The following is a 17343-nucleotide window of genomic DNA, read 5'->3' as shown; positions in this document are numbered from 1 at the left end:
CGCTGCGGCTCAGGGCGTGTCTGCGGCTCGGTGCTGGCCCGCCGCGCAGGGCGGTTCCCCGGCTCGGAGTGACCGTGGGGCTCAGGGCGAGGCTGCGGCTGGGGACGGCCCTGCGGCTGGGGGCGGACGTGTCGCTCAGGACGGCGCTGCGGCCCGGGGCGGCCCTGCGGCTCAGATCGGCCCTGCGGCCCGGGGCGACCCTGCGGCTCAAGGCCACCCCGCAGCACCGAGCGACTCCCCGGCTCCGAGTGACCGTGCGGCTCAAGGAGACCCTGCCGCTCAGAACGGCCCTCAGGCTGAGAGCGGACGCGCAGCTCAGAACGACCTCGCAGCTCAGAGCCTGCCCTCGACTCAGAGCGGCCCTGCGGCTCGGGGCGGCCCTGCGACTCAGATCGGCCCTGTGGCCCGGGGCGGCCCTGCGACTCAAGGCCACCCCGCAGCACCGAGCGACTCCCCGGCTCCGAGTGACCGTGCGGCTCAAGGAGACCCTGCCGCTCAGAACGGCCCTCAGGCTGAGGGCGGACGTGCAGCTCAGAACGACCTTGCAGCTCAGAGCCTGCCCTCGACTCAGAGCGGCCCTGCGGCTCAGAGCGGCGCTGCTGCTCGGGGCGGCCCTGCGGCTCAAGGTCACCCCGCAGCAGCGAGCGGTTCCCCGGCTCGGAGTGACCGTGGGGCTCAGCGCGATTCCGCGGCTCGGGGGTCATGTGACGCTCACCTTCTTCGCGAAGCGGGCCGCGAGGGGGCCCAGCGCGGCGATGGCCAGCGCGGTGACGGGGGCGCCGGAGCGGGCGCACAGGGCGGCCTGGAGCGGGACGGTGGCGCGGATGCCACCGCCGACGGCCCGTTGGGTGAGCGGGGGTGAGGGGTTGAGGGCGGCGTGGAAGTAGGGGCGGGCGGCCGTGGCGGCGTAGAGGAGGGCGAGGGCGGTGCGCAGGGTGGTGCCGGGCGGCAGGGCGCGGGGTGAGCCCGTCGGCCCGGTGGATGCCAGGGCACCGAGTGGGCCCGTAGGCCCGGTGCTGGCGCCGGAGGCCAGGGCGCCGAGTGGGACCGTACGCCCGGTGGTGGTGCCCGGCAGGCCCCGGGTGGCTGCTACGCCGGGACCTGCCGGGGGTCGGGTGGTGAGGTGGGTCAGCAGGGCGGTGGTCGCGAGGGCGGTGAGGGGGACGAGGGGGGCACCGCCCTGGGTCTCGTTGCGGGAGACGGTGGTGACGGCGAGGGTGTGGGTGCCGAGGAGCGCGGCGGAGGGGAGGGCCGCGCGGGGGCGGCCGGTGGTGGCCGCCGCGCCGAGCAGCAGGTCCAGGGCGCGGGCGGCGGCCATGGCTACGGGGCCGGCCGGGGTGCGTTTCAGACCGAGGTCGTAGGCCCAGACGGTGGCCGCGAGCGGGGCGGCGACGGTGAGGGCGGGGCGTCCGGCGCGGGCGGCGAGGGCGAGTCCGGCCGCGGTGAGGACACCGGCCGCGGTGAGCGCGGCGGCGGGGCGGATGCGTCCGGAGGGCAGGGGGCGGTGGGGGCGTTCGGCGGCGTCCTCGGCGTGGTCGGCCCAGTCGTTGAGGGCCATTCCGGCCTCGTAGAGACAGAGGGAGGAGCCGATGGCGAGGAGGGTGCGTGAGGTGGGCCGGGCCCCGGTGGCGGCGACACCGGCGAGGGCGTCGCCGGGGACGGTGAACAGGGCGGGCAGCCGGAGGAGTTCGGCCCAGGCGTGGAGGCGTTCCCCTAGCGGGAGGGCGGGTGCGGGGGCGTCGGGGACGTCCCCGGCGAACGGGGCGTCGAGTCCCGTGCCGGGCTCGTCGAGGTCGTCGTCCTGCCCCCAGCCGCCCTTGTCCGGGACGCGGCGCCGCAGTCCGGCGAGACCGTCGCCGCCGGGCGCCTTCCGGGACGGACGCGAGCGGGGCGCACGGGTCGGCGGCGCGGAGGGGGTTGTGGGTGGGGTTGTGGGTGGGGATGCGAGAGGGGACGCAGGCGGGGATGCGGGCGGGGACATGGACGGCGACGTCCGTGGTGCCGTGTCCGGCGCGTCGGCCGGACCTGCCGGACCAGCCTCACGGGACGTGTCCGACGTACCCGGCGCACCGGGCACACTCAACGCACCCGACGTACCCGGCTCACCCGGCGTACCCGCCGGACGCTCCGGCCCCGCAGCCCCCCCGTCCCCCTTCCCGGGCCCCAGCCGCGCGGCGGCCAGCACACCCAGCCCCACCGGCACCAGCACGGCGAGCCCGGCGGTCAGCGCCCGCAGCCTCATGAGGACTCCCCGGCGCCGACGACCCCACGGGACACACTCGACTCACCGGACGCCGTGGACGCCTCGGACGTGCCGGACGCCCTCGAGACACCGGCCTCGCCAGCCACCCCGGACGTGTCGGCCACCCCGGGCGTCTCGGGCGCTCCACCCCCTCCCGTCACCCCGGACGAACCGCCCGCCCCGGCGACGCCCCGCAACCGCGCCGCCAACCCCACCAGCGCCCCGTACTGGTCGCCGAGGGCCGCCGGGCCGTCGCCCACCGGGTCCTTGAAGTAGAAGCCCAGTTCGGACAGCGGACCGGTGAGGCCCGCCTCGTGGGCGCGGGCGGTCAGCCGGGCCAGGTCCAGCACCAGCGGAGCGGCCAGCGCCGAGTCGCAGCCCTGCCAGATGGTCTGCATGACCATCCGGGTGCCGAGGAAGCCGTCGAAGGCGATGTGGTCCCAGGCGGTCTTCCAGTCGCCGAGCGCGGGGACGTCGTCGATGTGGACCTCGCCCTCGGGGGCGGTGCCGAGCGTGTCGGCGAGGACGCGTTCCTTGCCGGCGTTCTTGGCCGCGGCGGCGGCCGGGTCGGCGAGGGCAGCGCCGTCCCCGCCGCCGAGCAGATTCGCCCCGGACCAGGCGCGCACATGCAGCGCGCGCTGGGCGAACATCGGGCCGAGGACGGAGCGGAGCAGGGTCTGGCCGGTCTTGCCGTCCCGCCCGGCGTACGGCAGCCCGCTCTCGATCGCCGCTCGCAGCGCGACCGGGTGGTGCAGTCCCTCGGAGGGGGTGAAGTTGATGTAGGGGCAGCCCGCGCGCAGGGCGGCGAGGGCGTACAGCGTGCTGGGGGCGAGGGAGCCGTCGGTGGACGCGGGTTCGGTGGAGGCCACGTTCACCACGACCGCCCGCGCCAGCTCATGGCGGCGTACGAAGTCGCGGATGTCCCCGGCGAAGGCGGCGATCAGCTCGGCCTCGGTGCGGGTGTCGCCGGGGGTGGGGCCGCCGGGGCGGATCTCGGCGTCGGCGGCGGCGAGTTCCGCGGCGACCGCGGTGGTCAGGCCGGGGGGCAGGACACCGCCCGCGGTGAGGGTCTCGGCGCGTTTGGGGAGGGGGCAGTCGATGGTGTCATGGCCGCCGAAGACCAGGTCGGACAGGGCGGGCAGGCCGCTCTCGGTGAAGGCGGGGGTCTCGGTCACCATGCCGGTCGGCGGGTGCAGTCCCGCGGTGATCGCGGCGCACCCCGTGACGACGGTGGTGGCGACGGAGCCCCGGGCTCCGATCAGCCAGACTCCGACACGCGGTCGGGAGAGGGACGCGGACATGGGCAGCCTCCTTGTCGTACGCGAACCCCGTGGGGCCCGATAGAGCCCGTGGGACCTGATGGAGCCATGGGACCTGACAGAGCCTTGGGGCTCAAGAGACCCTTTAGGACTCGGGAGACCCTTTGGGCCCCGATGGACCCTTTGGACCTCGATGAACTTTGGGGCTCGATGGACCCTCAGGGATCGAGGGACCCTCAGGGCTGAAGAGAACATCAGGGCTGAAAACACCCTCGGGACCCGGAGAACCCCTGGGGCCCGGAGAACCCCTGGGGCCGGTGAGCCCGTGAGGACCGGTGGGCCCGTGAGGACCGGTGAGCCCGTGAGGCCCGGTGGGCCCCCGTGGCCGGTGAGCCCTTGGGCCCGGTCAACCCCTGGGGACCTTATGGACCCTTGGGACCCGGTGAACCCCTAGGGCCTCATGGACCCTTGTGACCCGATGACCCCTGGGGCCCGATGGCCCGTGGGACCCGGTGAACCCCTGGGATCCGACGGACCCCTGGGATCCGACGGACCCCTGAGGCCCGATGGCCCCTGGGACCCCGTGAACCCCTAGGACCCGACGGACCCCTAGGACCCGATCGACCGAGGACCCGGTGAACCCCTGGGACCCGGTGAACCCCCGAGGCCCGATGGCCCCTAGGGACCACTGGACCCCCCGGGAGCCCCCCGGCGCCCCCCGGCGCGGAAGGAGAGGGGGACGGTGGGCGGGGGTCCGGCGTCCCCCGCCCACCGCCGTATCGGTTACCCGCCCGCGGGCAGTTCCTTCAGCTGGATGTTGCGGAAGGAGACCTGGTCGGCGGCGCCATGGTTCTGGAGGCCGATGTAGCCGTCGGTCAGGCTGCGCTGCGGGTCCTTGTTGGTGAAGTCATTGATCTTGACTCCGTTGAGGAACACCTGGAGGCGTTCGCCCTGGACCTTGATCTCGTAGGAGTTCCACTGCCCGGGGGGCCGCAGAACCTGGTCGCGGGCCTTGATGTTGGCCGACTTGAAGGAGTAGACCGAGCCGGTGGTGCGGTCGGGCGCGTCCGTCGCGTCGATCTGGATCTCGTAGCCCTTGGTCACGGCGGACCAGGGGTCGTCGGAGGCCGGGAAGCCCACGAAGATCCCGGAGTTGTCGTCGCCCCGCATCTTCCAGTCCAGCTTGAGGGAGTACGACTTCAGCTCCTTGGCCTGGTACCAGAGCAGACCCATGCCGCCCTCGGAGACCAGCGTGCCGTTGCTGACGGTGAACTTGCCGGGACCGGCCTGCTTCCACCCGTTCAGGGTCTGGCCGTTGAAGATCTTCCGGTAGTCCGTGCTGGGCTTGCAGTCGGCCTTGACCTGACCGGTGGCGTACTGCATCCCGCCCAGCAGATGTGCGCGGAAGGCTTCCTCGGCGTACGACTCCTTGGTGTGGCCGCCGCCCGTGTAGAAGGACCGGCCGCCGCCGTAGCTCTGGCACCAGGCGATCGGGTGGTCGCCCTTCATGTTGCCGCCCTGGTAGGTGGTCTCGTCCAGGGTGGCGAGGACCTTGGCCTGCTCGCGCGGGTTGGTCCGGTAGTTGTACCACTCGTCGGTGCGCTCCCAGGTCTCGCCCAGGTGCCCGGTGGCCGGGTGGTCGTGGTCCTCGACGCGGACGGTGGCCTTCTGGATGGCCGGGTGCGAGTCGAAGTAGGCGCCGACGAGGCCGCCGTAGAACTCCCAGCTGTACTCGGTGTCGGCGGCGGCGTGGATGCCCATGTAGCCGCCGCCGTTCTTGACGAAGTTCTCGAACGCCGCCTGCTGCTCGGCGTTGAGGACGTCACCGGTGGTGGACAGGAAGGCCACGGCGTCGTACTTGGCGAGGTTGGCCGTGGTGAACTGCCTGGCCTCCTCGGTGGCGGTGACCGTGATGCCGGCCGGGGCGCCCAGTTCCTTCAGGGCCGCGATGCCCGCCGGGATGGAGTCATGGCGGAAACCGGCGGTCTTGGAGAAGACCAGGACCTTCTTGCCGCCCTTGAACGGCTCCTTGGAGAACTCGAAGTCGTCCACGTCGTACAGCGCGCCCGCGCCGCCGCGGAAGACGAGGAAGATCTCCGAGGTGGCCTTGGGCAGCGCCCGCAGCGGTACGTCGACGTTCTGGAAGGTCTCCCAGCTGCCGGTCGGCGGGATGTACGCCGAGCCGTGCAGCGGACCCTCGGGCGAACCGGTGCGCAGCTCGATGAAGCCGCCGGCGCCGCCGGAGGAGGCCCGTACGGTCAGCTTCTTCTGGCCGTCGAACCGGTAGGGGGAGAAGGAGATCCAGTCGCCGTCGTCGATGTCGCCGACGGTCTTGCCGCCGTTGGCGGTCGGCTTGTCGTAGGTGCGGATGCCGGACTGGGCGGTGAAGTGCTCGGCCTGGCGGTGCAGCGGCTGGAGCACGGTCCGGGCGGTGCCGGTCAGCGCCTCCTGGCCGTTCGCGCCGCCGTCGGTGTAGCTGGCGCCGACCACGCCGTAGATGTTGGCGTTGGGGTCGTGGCCGCCGTCACCGGGGGGCGGCTTGAGGGTTCCGGTGCAGCCCATCTCGCTGGTCAGCTCGTGGGCGTGGGAGTCGTGGCCGAGGCTGTAGACGACCTTGACCTTGGAGCAGTCGACGGTCTCCTCGGGGTCGGTGACCGTCACCTTGAAGGGGACGGGCTTGCCGAACTCGGCGAGGGTGCCGTTGCCCGGGATGTCGATGCGGACCTTGGGTTCGGTGTTGCCGACCACGATCCGGACGCTGGCGTTGCCGGTGTTGCCCTCGGGGTCGGTGGCGGTGAAGGTCGCGGTGTAGGTGCCGACCTTCTTGTACTTGTGGGTGGGGTTGAGGCCCTCGCCCTTGGTGCCGTCGCCGAAGTCCCAGCCGTAGGTGAGGTCGGGCGAGTCGGCGTCGGTGGCGGAGCCGGTGAAGGAGACCTTGAGTCCGGCGGCGCCGGAGGTCTTGTCGGCGCGCGCCTCGGCGAGCGGCGAGAAGCCGTCCTGGGCGTACTCGATGCGGTAGAGGGCGGAGTGCTCGTCGCCCTGGAACCAGGAGACACCGTAGTCGAGGACGTAGAGGGCACCGTCGGGACCGAAGTCCATGTCCATGATCTGGGTGCCGGTCCACGGGAAGCTGTTGATCGAGGCGACGGAGCCGTCGGTGTTCTGCTCGATCCGCTTGATCCAGCGGCGGCCGAACTCACCGGCGAAGAAGTCGCCGTCGTACGCCTCGGGGAACTTCACGCTGGATTCGAGGTTCGGGTCGTAGCGGTAGACCGGTCCGGCCATCGGGGACTCGGAGCCGCTGCCGAACTCGGGCACGGACCCGCCGTCGTACGGGATCCAGGCGGCCTGCGCGGGCGGCAGGTCGACCAGGCCGGTGTTGTGCGGCGAGTCGTTCTTCGGGGCCGCGCAGTCGAACTTGGCGCCGGAGGTGCCGGTGCCGAAGTCGTAGTCGACGTAGGGCTCGTTGTTGCCGACGCAGAACGGCCAGCCGAAGTTGGCGGCCTTGGTGACCTTGGCGAACTCGACCATGCCGGCCGGGCCGCGGTTCGGGTTGGCGGAGCCCGCGTCGGGGCCGTAGTCACCGACGTAGACGATGCCGGTCTGCTCGTCGACGCTCATCCGGAACGGGTTGCGGAAGCCCATCGCGTAGATCTCGGGACGGGTCTTGTCCGTGCCGGGCGCGAAGAGGTTGCCCTCGGGGACGGTGTACGAGCCGTCCGCGGCGACCTTGATGCGCAGGATCTTGCCGCGCAGATCGTTGGTGTTGCCGGAGCTGCGGCGGGCGTCGAAGGCCGGGTTGCGGTTGGCCCGGTCGTCGATCGGGGTGTAGCCGTCGGAGGCGAAGGGGTTGGTGTCGTCGCCGGTCGACAGGTACAGGTTGCCGTCCGCGTCGAAGTCGATGTCGCCGCCGACGTGGCAGCAGATGCCGCGGGACGCCTTGACGTCGAGGACCTTCTTCTCGCTGGCGAGGTCCAGGGTGCCGTTGCCGTTCAGGACGAACCGGGAGAGCCGGTTGACGCCGTCGAACTTGGCGAAGTCGGCGGCGGTGCCGGTCTCCGGGGCGTCCCCGGCGGGGGTGTCCAGGGGCGGGGCGTAGTACAGGTAGATCGCCCGGTTGGTGGCGAAGTCGGGGTCGATGCCGACGCCCTGGAGGCCCTCCTCGTCATGGGTGTAGACGGGGATCTTGCCGGCCACCTTGGTGACGCCGGACTGGTCGGTCAGGCGCAGGGTGCCGTCCCGCGAGGTGTGCAGGACACTGCGGTCCGGGAGGACGGCGAGCGACATCGGCTCGCCCATCTCCGGCTCGCCCTTGGCGAGCGGGACCTGCTGGAACTGGTCCTGGGAGACGGCCGCGTCGTCCTCGTGCTCCGGGTGCCCGGGATGGGCGCCGGCCACGGTCGCCGGGGTGCCCACGGCCAGCAGCAGGCCGGTGAACAGGGCGACGGCGGTGCGGAGTCGGGGGCGTCTGGGGGTGTCGGTACTTCTGAGTCTGGTTCTGTGCACGAAGTCCCTCCGGGAACGGGGGTGGGCCGTACGGGGTGTGCGTAGGTGGTGCGGTGCGGGCGCCGGGGTGCGCCGTCACCCCGGAGGTCTGTGTGTCCTGAACACTTCAGGGACGGTAACCGCCTCTGTGCGGGCCGAACAGCCCTTGCGTCAGGATCGGTCCAACTTTTTCCCATCACAGGACAAAGCGGGATTCGGGCAGGTCGGAGAGGGGACCGGCGGATTCTCCGGTCCCCGTCCCCGTCATCGGGTCAGGAGGTGGGTACGGCCATGGGTGGGCCGTGGATCAGAGGGCGGGTCAGCTGTTGAACGCGGCGTCGAAGGACGCGGTCGGCGGTTCGAAGTCGAACGCCTTGAGCCGGGTGAGCGCCTCGGGCGCGCCCTGGAGCCGGTCCATCCCGGCGTCCTCCCACTCCACCGAGATCGGACCCTGGTAGTCGATCGAGCGGAGCATCCGGAAGACGTCCTCCCAGGGCACATCGCCGTGTCCGGCGGAGACGAAGTCCCAGCCGCGGCGCGGATCGCCCCAGGGCAGATGGGACCCGAGCCGTCCATTGCGCCCGTCGAGGCGTTTACGGGCCTCCTTGCAGTCGACGTGGTAGATCCGCTCGCGGAAGTCCCACAGGAACCCGACCGGGTCGAGGTCCTGCCAGACGAAGTGTGAGGGGTCGAAGTTGAGGCCGAAGGCGGGGCGGTGGTCCACCGCCTCCAGGGCCCGCTGGGTGGTCCAGTAGTCGTAGGCGATCTCGCTGGGGTGGACCTCGTGGGCGAAGCGCACGCCCTCGGCGTCGAAGACGTCCAGGATCGGGTTCCAGCGGTCGGCGAAGTCCTGGTAGCCCCGTTCGATCATGGTGTCGGGGGCGGGCGGGAACATCGCGACCAGGTGCCAGATCGCGGAGCCGGTGAAGCCGATGACGGTGTCCACGCCGAACGCCGCCGCGGCGCGCGCGGTGTCGGCGATCTCGGCGGCGGCCCGTCGCCGGACGCCCTCGGCGTCGCCGTCGCCCCAGATCCGGGCGGGCAGGATGCCCTGGTGGCGTTCGTCGATGATGGCGTCGCAGACCGCCTGGCCGACCAGATGGTTGGAGATGGCCCAGCACTTCAGGCCGTACTTCTCCAGCAGCTGGTGGCGGCCCTTGACATAGCCGGGGTCGGCGAGGGCCTTGTCGACCTCGAAATGGTCGCCCCAGCAGGCGAGTTCCAGTCCGTCGTAGCCGAAGTCACGGGCGAGCCGGCAGACCTCCTCAAGAGGGAGGTCGGCCCACTGGCCGGTGAAGAGGGTGAAGGTGCGCGGCATCTGGCGTGGCCTCCTAGACCGCGATCGGGGTGTAGACGGAGTTCTTCTCGGCGCTCTCCTCGACGGCGGCCAGGACCCGCTGGACCTGGAGCCCGTCGGCGAAGGAGGGCGAGGGGCCGCGGCCCTCGGCGATGGCGTGCACGAGGTCACGGGCCTGGTGGACGAAGGTGTGCTCGTAGCCGAGCCCGTGGCCCGGCGGCCACCATGCCTCCAGGTATGGATGGCCGGGCTCGGTGACGAGGATGCGGCGGAAGCCGTTGTGCTCGTCGGGCTGGGTGGCGTCGTGGAACCACAGCTCGTTGAGCCGCTCCAGGTCGAAGGAGAGCGAGCCGCGCTCGCCGTTCAGCTCCAGCCGCAGGGCGTTCTTGCGGCCGGTGGCGTACCGGGTCGCCTCGAAGGAGGCGAGGGCCCCGGACGGGAAGCGGGCGGTGAACAGGGCGGCGTCGTCGACGGTGACCTCTCCGGTGCCGTCGGCCGCCGTGGCGGACAGCCCGCTGGCCGCGCCGGGCAGCGGACGGTGCCGTACGAAGGTCTCGGTGAGCGCGGAGACCCCGGCCAGCTTCTCCCCCGCCAGATACTGGGCCAGGTCGATGATGTGGGCGCCCAGGTCGCCGAGCGAGCCGGAGCCCGCCTGGTCCTTGCGCAGCCGCCAGGTCAGCGGGGCCGCGGGATCGGCCAGCCAGTCCTGGAGGTAGGTGACCCGGACATGGCGCAGGGTGCCGATCCGGCCCTCGGCGACCATCTTGCGGGCCAGCGCGGTGGCGGGCACCCGGCGGTAGTTGAAGCCGACCATGGCCAGTTGGCCCCGGGCCGCCGCGGCTTCGGCGGCCTCGGTCATCGCCATGGCCTCCTCCACGGTGTTGGCCAGCGGCTTCTCGCACAGCACATGCTTGCCCGCGGCCAGCGCGGCGAGGGCGATCTCGGCGTGCGAGTCGCCGGGGGTGCAGATGTCGACGAGGTCGACGTCGTCGCGGGCGATCAGCGCGCGCCAGTCGGTCTCGGCGGCGGCCCAGCCGTGCCGGTCGGCGGCGGCGCGCACGGCCTGTGCGTCCCGGCCGCAGATCGCGGACATCACGGGGCGCAGGGGCAGGTCGAAGACGCGGCCCACGGTACGCCAGCCCTGGGAGTGGGCGGCGCCCATGAAGGCGTAGCCCACCATGCCGATCCGCAGCGCCGGCCTCCCGGCCGGGCTCGCGGTGCCGGTACCGGAGACGGCGGTCCGGTCCGACTCCGCCGCGGGGGCGTCGTCCGCTCCGTGCGCGCCGGCGTCACTCGTTCCCGGCGTCTCGGCCGCTGCCCCTGCGGGCTGCTGCGGCTGTCCCATGGATCAGTCCTCTCGTCGTGGTGGCGCGGTGGGGGGTTGGGTCCGGTGTTCCGTTCCGGCGGGCGACGGCCACGGAGTCACCGCCCGGGGATCTCCCGGTGGCGTCTCCCGTACGGCCGTGGCGGCGCCGTCGGAGCCGGGCTCCGTCGGCCGGGGTGACCGGCGGGGTGTCCGCCGGGCGGAATCCACTTTGGAAACAGCGTTTCCAAAAGCCCGTGGACACGTGTCCGACCTGCGGGGTCCGCCGACGGCCACCCGGCCCCGGAGATCCGGATTTCGCGGTTCCGAATCTCCGGGTCCCGGCCGGCCCGAAACGGACCGAACCAGACCGAACCGAACAGGACCGAACCGGACTGAGCCGGACCGGACCGAACCGGACCAGGAGAACTCCCAGACCCCTGCCCCGCCCCGCCCTGCCTGCCCGCCGCACCCTGCACCCCTCACCGCCCGCCCGGAACACCGGACCCTGGGCCCGCCCACCCCTCGTGTGCGGGCGGGCCCGGTCTCGGTGCCCCTACTTGAACCCGGTGGGCATGTACTGGTCGACATTGGTCTTGTCGACCACCGCCGAGTAGAGGGTCACGGACGCCGGGATCTCGAACTCCGCCATACCGCCGATCCCCTTGCCCTGGCCGAGCGCGCGGGCGAGGTCGATGGCGGAGGCGGCCATGGTCGGCGGGTACAGGACCGTCGCCTTGAGCACCCCGTTGTCCTGCTTGATGGCCTGGAACGCGGAGAGCGCCCCGGCGCCGCCGACCATCAGGAACTCGTCCCGGCCGGCCTGCTCGATGGCGCGCAGCGCGCCCACGCCCTGGTCGTCGTCGTGGTTCCACAGCGCGTCGAACTGCGACTGCGCCTGGAGCATCTGCGCCATCTTGGCCTGCCCCGACTCCACCGTGAAGTCGGCCGCCTGCCGGGCCACCTTCTCGATGTTCGGGTAGTTCTTCAGGGCGTCGTCGAAGCCCTGGGTGCGCTGCCGGGTCAGCTCCAGGCTGTCCACCCCGGCCAGCTCGATGACCTTGGCGTTCTGCTTGTCCTTGAGCCGCTCGCCGATGTAGTGCCCGGCGTTCAGGCCCATGCCGTAGTTGTCGCCGCCGATCCAGCAGCGGTACGCCTGCGGCGAGTTGAAGACCCGGTCCAGGTTGACCACCGGGATACCGGCCCGCATGGCCTTCAGCCCGACCTGGGTGAGCGCCTTGCCGTCGGCCGGCAGGATCACCAGGACGTCGACCTTCTTGTTGATCAGCGTCTCGATCTGGCCGATCTGGGCGGCGGTGTCGTTGGAGCCCTCGGTGATCTCCAGCGTCACATCCTCGTACTTCCCGGCGCGGCTCTTGGCGTTCTCGTTGATCGCGTTGAGCCAGCCGTGGTCGGCCTGCGGACCGGCGAAGCCGATGGTGACCGGCTTGCCGGGGGCGTCCGAGGCGGCCGGCTGCTCATTGGTGGCCGGCTCGTCGTCGGCGGACGACTCGTTGCTGGTGCATCCGGAGAGGAGGACGCCCGCCCCGACGGCGGCGGTCCCGAAGAGCATTCCTCTACGGCTGGTGAGCTGTGACATGGCGGGGAACCCTTTCCTCAAGTCGTGCTCGCGGTACGGCGCTGGACCAGCACGGCGGCGACGATGATCGCGCCCTTGGCGATCTGCTGGACGTCGCTCTGCAGGTTGTTCAGGGCGAAGATGTTGGTGATCGTGGTGAAGATCAGGACACCGAGCACCGAGCCGACGATCGTGCCCCGGCCGCCGCTGAGCAGCGTGCCGCCGATGATCGCCGCGGCGATGGCGTCGAGTTCATAGAGGTTGCCGTTGGTGTTCTGGCCCGAGCCGGACAGGATGATCAGCAGGAAGGCCGCGATACCGCAGCACAGCCCGGAGAGCAGATACAGGTACAGCCGCTGGCGGCGGACGTCGATCCCGGCGAGCCGGGCGGCCTCGGCGTTGCCGCCGACGGCGACCGAACGGCGGCCGAAGGTGGTGCGGTTGAGCAGCAGCCAGCCGAGGACGGTGACCGCCGCGAAGACCAGGACCAGCGGCGGGATGCCCAGGATGTAGGCGTCGCGCTCACCGAGGTCCAGGACGCTGGGCACGGTGACGATCTGGGTCTTGCCGTCGGTGATCTGGAGGGCGAGCCCACGGGCCGAGGCCAGCATGGCGAGGGTGGCGATGAACGGCACCATCGCGCCGTAGGCGATCAGCACCCCGTTGACCAGACCGCAGCCCACACCGACGATCACCGCGGTGAACAGGATGCCGAAGAACCCGTACTCCTGGGTCGCCACCGTCGTCGCCCACACCGAGGCCAGGGCCACGATCGCGCCGACGGAGAGATCGATGCCGCCGGAGATGATGACGAACGTCATCCCGACGACCACGACCCCGATGATCGACGCCTGGGTGAGGACGAGTTGCAGATTGCGGGTGTCCAGGAACTGGTCGGGCTTGGTGATGCCGCCGATCACGATCAGCGCGGCGAGCACACCGAGCAGCGACAGGGTGCGCACATCCACACGGAACAGCGAGGCGCGCCAGGCGGGCGGTCCGCTCACCGGCGGCGCCTTGTCGGTGCTGTCCCGCGGCGGGGAGACGGGCTGCGTCATGACGCCGGGCTTCCTTCCATCACAAGGTCGAGTACGCGGTGTTCGTCCAGCTCTTCGGCGGGCGCGGTGTGCACGACCCGGCCCTCGCGCAGGACCAGGACGCGGTCGGCGAGGCCGAGCACCTCGGGCACCTCGCTGGAGACCAGCAGAACGGCGAGGCCCTCGTCGGCGAGGCGCCGGACGACGGCGTACAGCTCGGCGCGGGCGCCGACGTCCACCCCGCGGGTGGGTTCGTCGAGCAGCAGCACCCGGCAGCCGCGCAGCAGCCAGCGCGCCAGTACGGCCTTCTGCTGGTTGCCGCCGGACAGGGTGCGGATCGGTACGGCGGGGTTGTCGGGCCGCAGCGACAGTTCACGGACGGCGGCGCGGGCCGCCTTCAGTTCGGCGCCCCGGTCGATCCAGCCGAGCCGGGCGAACCGGGACATGGAGGAGACCGACACATTGTTGGTGACGGACTCCAGCATCAGCAGGCCCTGCGCCTTGCGCTCCTCGGGGGCGAGCCCGAGCCCGGCGCGCACGGCGGCACGGACACTGCCCGGCCGCAACGGCACACCGTCCATCAGGACCTGACCGGCCGTCGGCTTGCGGGCGCCGTAGATGGTCTCCAGGATCTCGGAGCGGCCGGAGCCGACCAGTCCGGCGAACCCCACGATCTCCCCGGGCCGCAGGCTCAGGTCGAACGGCTCGAACTCGCCGTCCCGGGCCAGCCCGCGCACTTCGAGCACCGGATCGCGCTGCTGCGGGACGGCGGGCCGCTCGGGGAAGACGTACTCCACGTTGCGCCCGGTCATCAGCGCCACGACGTCCTTGGTGGGGGTGGACTCGGCGGGCAGTCCGCCGGCCACCGCGCGGCCGTCCTTGAGGACGGTGACCCGGTCGCCGATGCGGCGGATCTCCTCCAGACGGTGCGAGATATAGACGACGGCGACACCGTCGGCGGTCAGATCGGCCACGGTCCGAAAGAGGTTGTCGACCTCGTCCGGGTCGAGCGCGGCGGACGGCTCGTCCATCACGATCAGCCGTACGTCGTGGGAGAGCGCCCGTGCCATCGACACGATCTGCTGCTGGGCCGCCGACAACTCCCCCACCAGCCGGGCCGGATCGATCTCCGGATGCCCGAGCCGCTTGAGCAGCGCGGCGGTCGAGGCCCGCGCGGTGCCGCGCTTGACGACGAATCCGCCGGTGGTGGGTTCATGGCCGAGGTGGACGTTCTCGGCCACCGAAAGATGCTCCACCAGGTCGAGTTCCTGGTAGATGGTGGCGATACCGAGGCGCATGGCGGCGATCGGGGAGCGCAGGACGACATCCTCGCCACGCCAGCGGATGGTGCCGCCGTCGGGCTGGTGGGCACCGGCCAGCACCTTGATCAGGGTGGACTTCCCGGCTCCGTTCTGGCCGAGCAGACAGTGCACTTCACCGGCCTGCACATCGAGGTCGACGCCGTCGAGGGCCCGGACGCCGGGGAACGACTTGGTGATGCCGGACATGCTGAGCAGCGGTGGTTCTGGTGCCATGTGGGTTCCCCTCGGCGGGCATACGGGCCGGTTCAGGGCAGATCGGGGCAGGATGGGGCGAGGTGAATGGTGATAAAGAGTTCAAGGCATACCTGGGTAGGGCAAGGTGCGTAAAAGACATGGGACGGCGCGTGGTCCACCGCCGGACGCGATCGGCTTACACGAGTGACCGCAGGAACGACGCTGCGAGTGACGGCACGGATGAGGTGCGGACGAGGTGACGCACAGGGCGACTTGGACGCGTACGGGGGTGACGTACGGGCGGTGACGTACGGGGGTGACCTACGGGGCTGACTTACGCGGGTGAGTAAAGGTGATCGCTGATCAGCCGGGCCGCGCCGATGACCCCGGCGGTGGGGCCGAGTTCACCGAGCACGATGGGCAGATTGCCGGTCGCCAGAGGCAGCGACTGACGGTAGACCTGGGTGCGGATCGCGGCCAGCAGATTGTGACCGAGGCCGGTCACTCCCCCGCCGATCACCACGAGTCCCGGGTTGAAGAAGCTGACCAGACCGGCGATGACCTGGCCGACATGGTTGCCGCCCTCACGGATCAGATCGAGGGCGGTGGCGTCCCCCGCGGAGGCCGCGGCGGCGACATCGATCGCGCTGAGCATTCCGGCCGCCTCCAGCCGGGCCGCCAGCTCCGGGGAACGGCCCTGCTGGACCGCCTCCAGCGCGTCCCGCGCGAGCGCGGCACCGCTGAAGTGGGCCTCCAGGCATCCCCGGTTGCCACAGGCGCACGGCCGCCCGTCGGGCACGGCCTGGATGTGCCCGATGTCGCCCGCGCTGCCCGTCGTCCCGCGGTGGACCTCTCCGCCGACGACGATCCCGCAGCCGATACCGGTACCGATCTTGACGCAGAGGAAGTCGCCCACGGAGCGGGCGACGCCCGCGTGCTGCTCCCCCATCGCCATCAGGTTCACATCGTTGTCGACCATCACCGGACAGCCGAGTTCCTGGCTGAGCGCCTCCCGTACGGGGAAGCCGTCCCAGCCCGGCATGATCGGCGGCGCCACGGGGACGCCCTCCGGGAAGCGGACCGGTCCGGGTACACCGATGCCCGCTCCGTCGAACCCCTCGACCAGTCCGGACGCCTTGAGTTTGGCGGCCATGGCGAGGGCCTGCTCGAAGACCGCGACGGGTCCTTCGCGGACCTCCATGGGCTGGTTGATGTGCCCGAGGATCTCCAGTTCGGCGTTGGTGACGGCGACGTCTATCGAGGTGGCGCCGATGTCGACGCCGAGAAAGCGCAGCCCCGGATTGAGCCGGATGTTGTGCGAACGGCGACCGCCGCGCGAGGCGGCGAGTCCGTCGGCCACCACCAGACCCGTCTCCAGCAACCGGTCCACCTCGACCGCCAGCTTCGACCGGGAGAGGTCGATCTGATCGCCGAGCTGGGCACGGGAGTTGGGGCCGCCGTCGCGCAAGAGCTTCAGCAGCCGGGCCTGATGGGCGTTCGCGGGTCGCGCGGTCATACGTCTCACGAGCCCCTCCCCGCCTCTGATCGGCTGTCTCCGTGTGGCTTTCGAGGGGAACGTAGCAGTGGCTGCCGGGGTTGGGAATAACTTGCGCAGAGATTGCCGTCGACTTTTTCCACTGACAGGACAAAGACGGACCGAGAGTAGGGCTGAACGCCCGGAATGATCCAGCTATGCCCCGATCATTCGCCCCTTACCCCGGAGGCATACGACACGGGCGGGACAGAAAAGAAGAAGGCGGGACAGAAGAGAAAAGAGGGGCGGCGCTCACGCCACCCCTCTCCATCCCTCCCCACCCCACCGCACCCCCGCCCCGCCCCGCCGCCCCTACCCGCGCGGACGCGCGTGGTACGACTCGCGGGTGTGCTCCGTGTGGGCCCGCATGATCTGGGTCGCGCGAGGCTCGTCACGGGCGGTGATCGCGGCGATGAGTTCACGGTGCTCGATCCAGGACTGACTGCCGCGCTGCCGGGCGACCGGCGCGTAGTACCAGCGCACCCGGCGGTCCACCTGGCGGGCGAGTTCGGCCAGCACGGTGTTGCCCGCCAGCTCCATCACCTTGGCGTGGAAACGGGCGTTGAGCAGCACCGCAGCGTCCACGTCGTCGGCGGTGACGGCCCGCTCGCCCTCGGCGCACAGCTCCTCCAGCGCGGCGACCCCGGCGCTGGTGGCGTTGGCGGCGGCGAGCCGGGCGGCCTCGGCCTCCAGCAGCGTACGGACCGTGAGCAGCTGGTCGGCCTCCTCCTCGGTGGGCTCATGGACGAACGCGCCCTGGGCCGGGCGCAGATCGACCCACCCCTCGGTGTTCAGCCGCTGGAGCGCCTCGCGCACCGGCTGGCGGGAGACCCCGAGGTGCCCGGCGAGTTCGCTCTCCACCAGGTGCTGGCCGGGCTGGAGCGCGCGGGTGGTGATCAGTTCGAGCAGCGCCTCATAGACGCGGTCCCGCAGGGGCCCGGGGCGCTCCAGCTTGGGCACGGCCCCCTGCGGCAGTCCGGTCGACAGCATCACGGTCCCCCTCCTCGGCAGGCACTGCTCCATGACCACCGTAATGACCTTGCACGATCGGTATCGGTCAGTATCGATTGTCTTTCGTCTACAGTCTACGGCGCACCGGTACCAGGACATC

At 71.4% G+C, this 17343-nt stretch carries 10 protein-coding genes; all 10 read right to left on the bottom strand.

What is annotated here, in order from left to right:
* Positions 1–700 precede the first annotated feature (700 nt).
* Positions 701–1678: an SCO3242 family prenyltransferase gene (locus tag AB0D49_RS05070; protein WP_362752035.1), complete on the bottom strand. Its 978-nt coding sequence runs from the start codon at positions 1676–1678 to the stop codon at positions 701–703.
* 560 nt (positions 1679–2238) lie between these two features.
* A complete protein-coding gene (locus AB0D49_RS05065; protein ID WP_362750921.1) occupies positions 2239–3543 on the bottom strand; it encodes an inositol-3-phosphate synthase in 1305 nt (434 codons plus the stop codon).
* A 741-nt stretch (positions 3544–4284) separates the two neighbouring features.
* Positions 4285–8007 (bottom strand): ThuA domain-containing protein, encoded by a 3723-nt coding sequence (locus tag AB0D49_RS05060; protein WP_362750918.1) that lies wholly within the window; start codon positions 8005–8007, stop codon positions 4285–4287.
* A gap of 298 nt (positions 8008–8305) precedes the next feature.
* Entirely contained in the window at positions 8306–9304 is a 999-nt protein-coding gene (locus tag AB0D49_RS05055; protein WP_362750915.1) for a sugar phosphate isomerase/epimerase family protein, read from the bottom strand.
* Between the two features lie 13 nt (positions 9305–9317).
* Positions 9318–10628 (bottom strand): Gfo/Idh/MocA family oxidoreductase, encoded by a 1311-nt coding sequence (locus AB0D49_RS05050; protein ID WP_362750912.1) that lies wholly within the window; start codon positions 10626–10628, stop codon positions 9318–9320.
* 514 nt (positions 10629–11142) lie between these two features.
* Entirely contained in the window at positions 11143–12186 is a 1044-nt protein-coding gene (locus tag AB0D49_RS05045; RefSeq protein WP_362750909.1) for a substrate-binding domain-containing protein, read from the bottom strand.
* A gap of 17 nt (positions 12187–12203) precedes the next feature.
* Positions 12204–13223, bottom strand: coding sequence for an ABC transporter permease (locus AB0D49_RS05040; protein ID WP_362750906.1), 1020 nt, complete (start codon positions 13221–13223; stop codon positions 12204–12206).
* Positions 13220–14737, bottom strand: coding sequence for a sugar ABC transporter ATP-binding protein (locus AB0D49_RS05035; RefSeq protein WP_362750903.1), 1518 nt, complete (start codon positions 14735–14737; stop codon positions 13220–13222). Before AB0D49_RS05035 ends, AB0D49_RS05040 begins: the two co-directional genes overlap by 4 nt.
* A 295-nt stretch (positions 14738–15032) precedes the next feature.
* Positions 15033–16214, bottom strand: coding sequence for an ROK family transcriptional regulator (locus tag AB0D49_RS05030; protein WP_362750900.1), 1182 nt, complete (start codon positions 16212–16214; stop codon positions 15033–15035).
* Positions 16215–16544: 330 nt separating this feature from the next.
* Positions 16545–17222: a GntR family transcriptional regulator gene (locus AB0D49_RS05025; protein WP_362752032.1), complete on the bottom strand. Its 678-nt coding sequence runs from the start codon at positions 17220–17222 to the stop codon at positions 16545–16547.
* Positions 17223–17343 lie beyond the last annotated feature (121 nt).

Origin of the sequence: Streptomyces sp. NPDC048290, assembly GCF_040652095.1 — a bacterium.
GTDB lineage: Bacteria > Actinomycetota > Actinomycetes > Streptomycetales > Streptomycetaceae > Streptomyces.
This window is presented reverse-complemented; position numbering and strand designations above follow the sequence as displayed.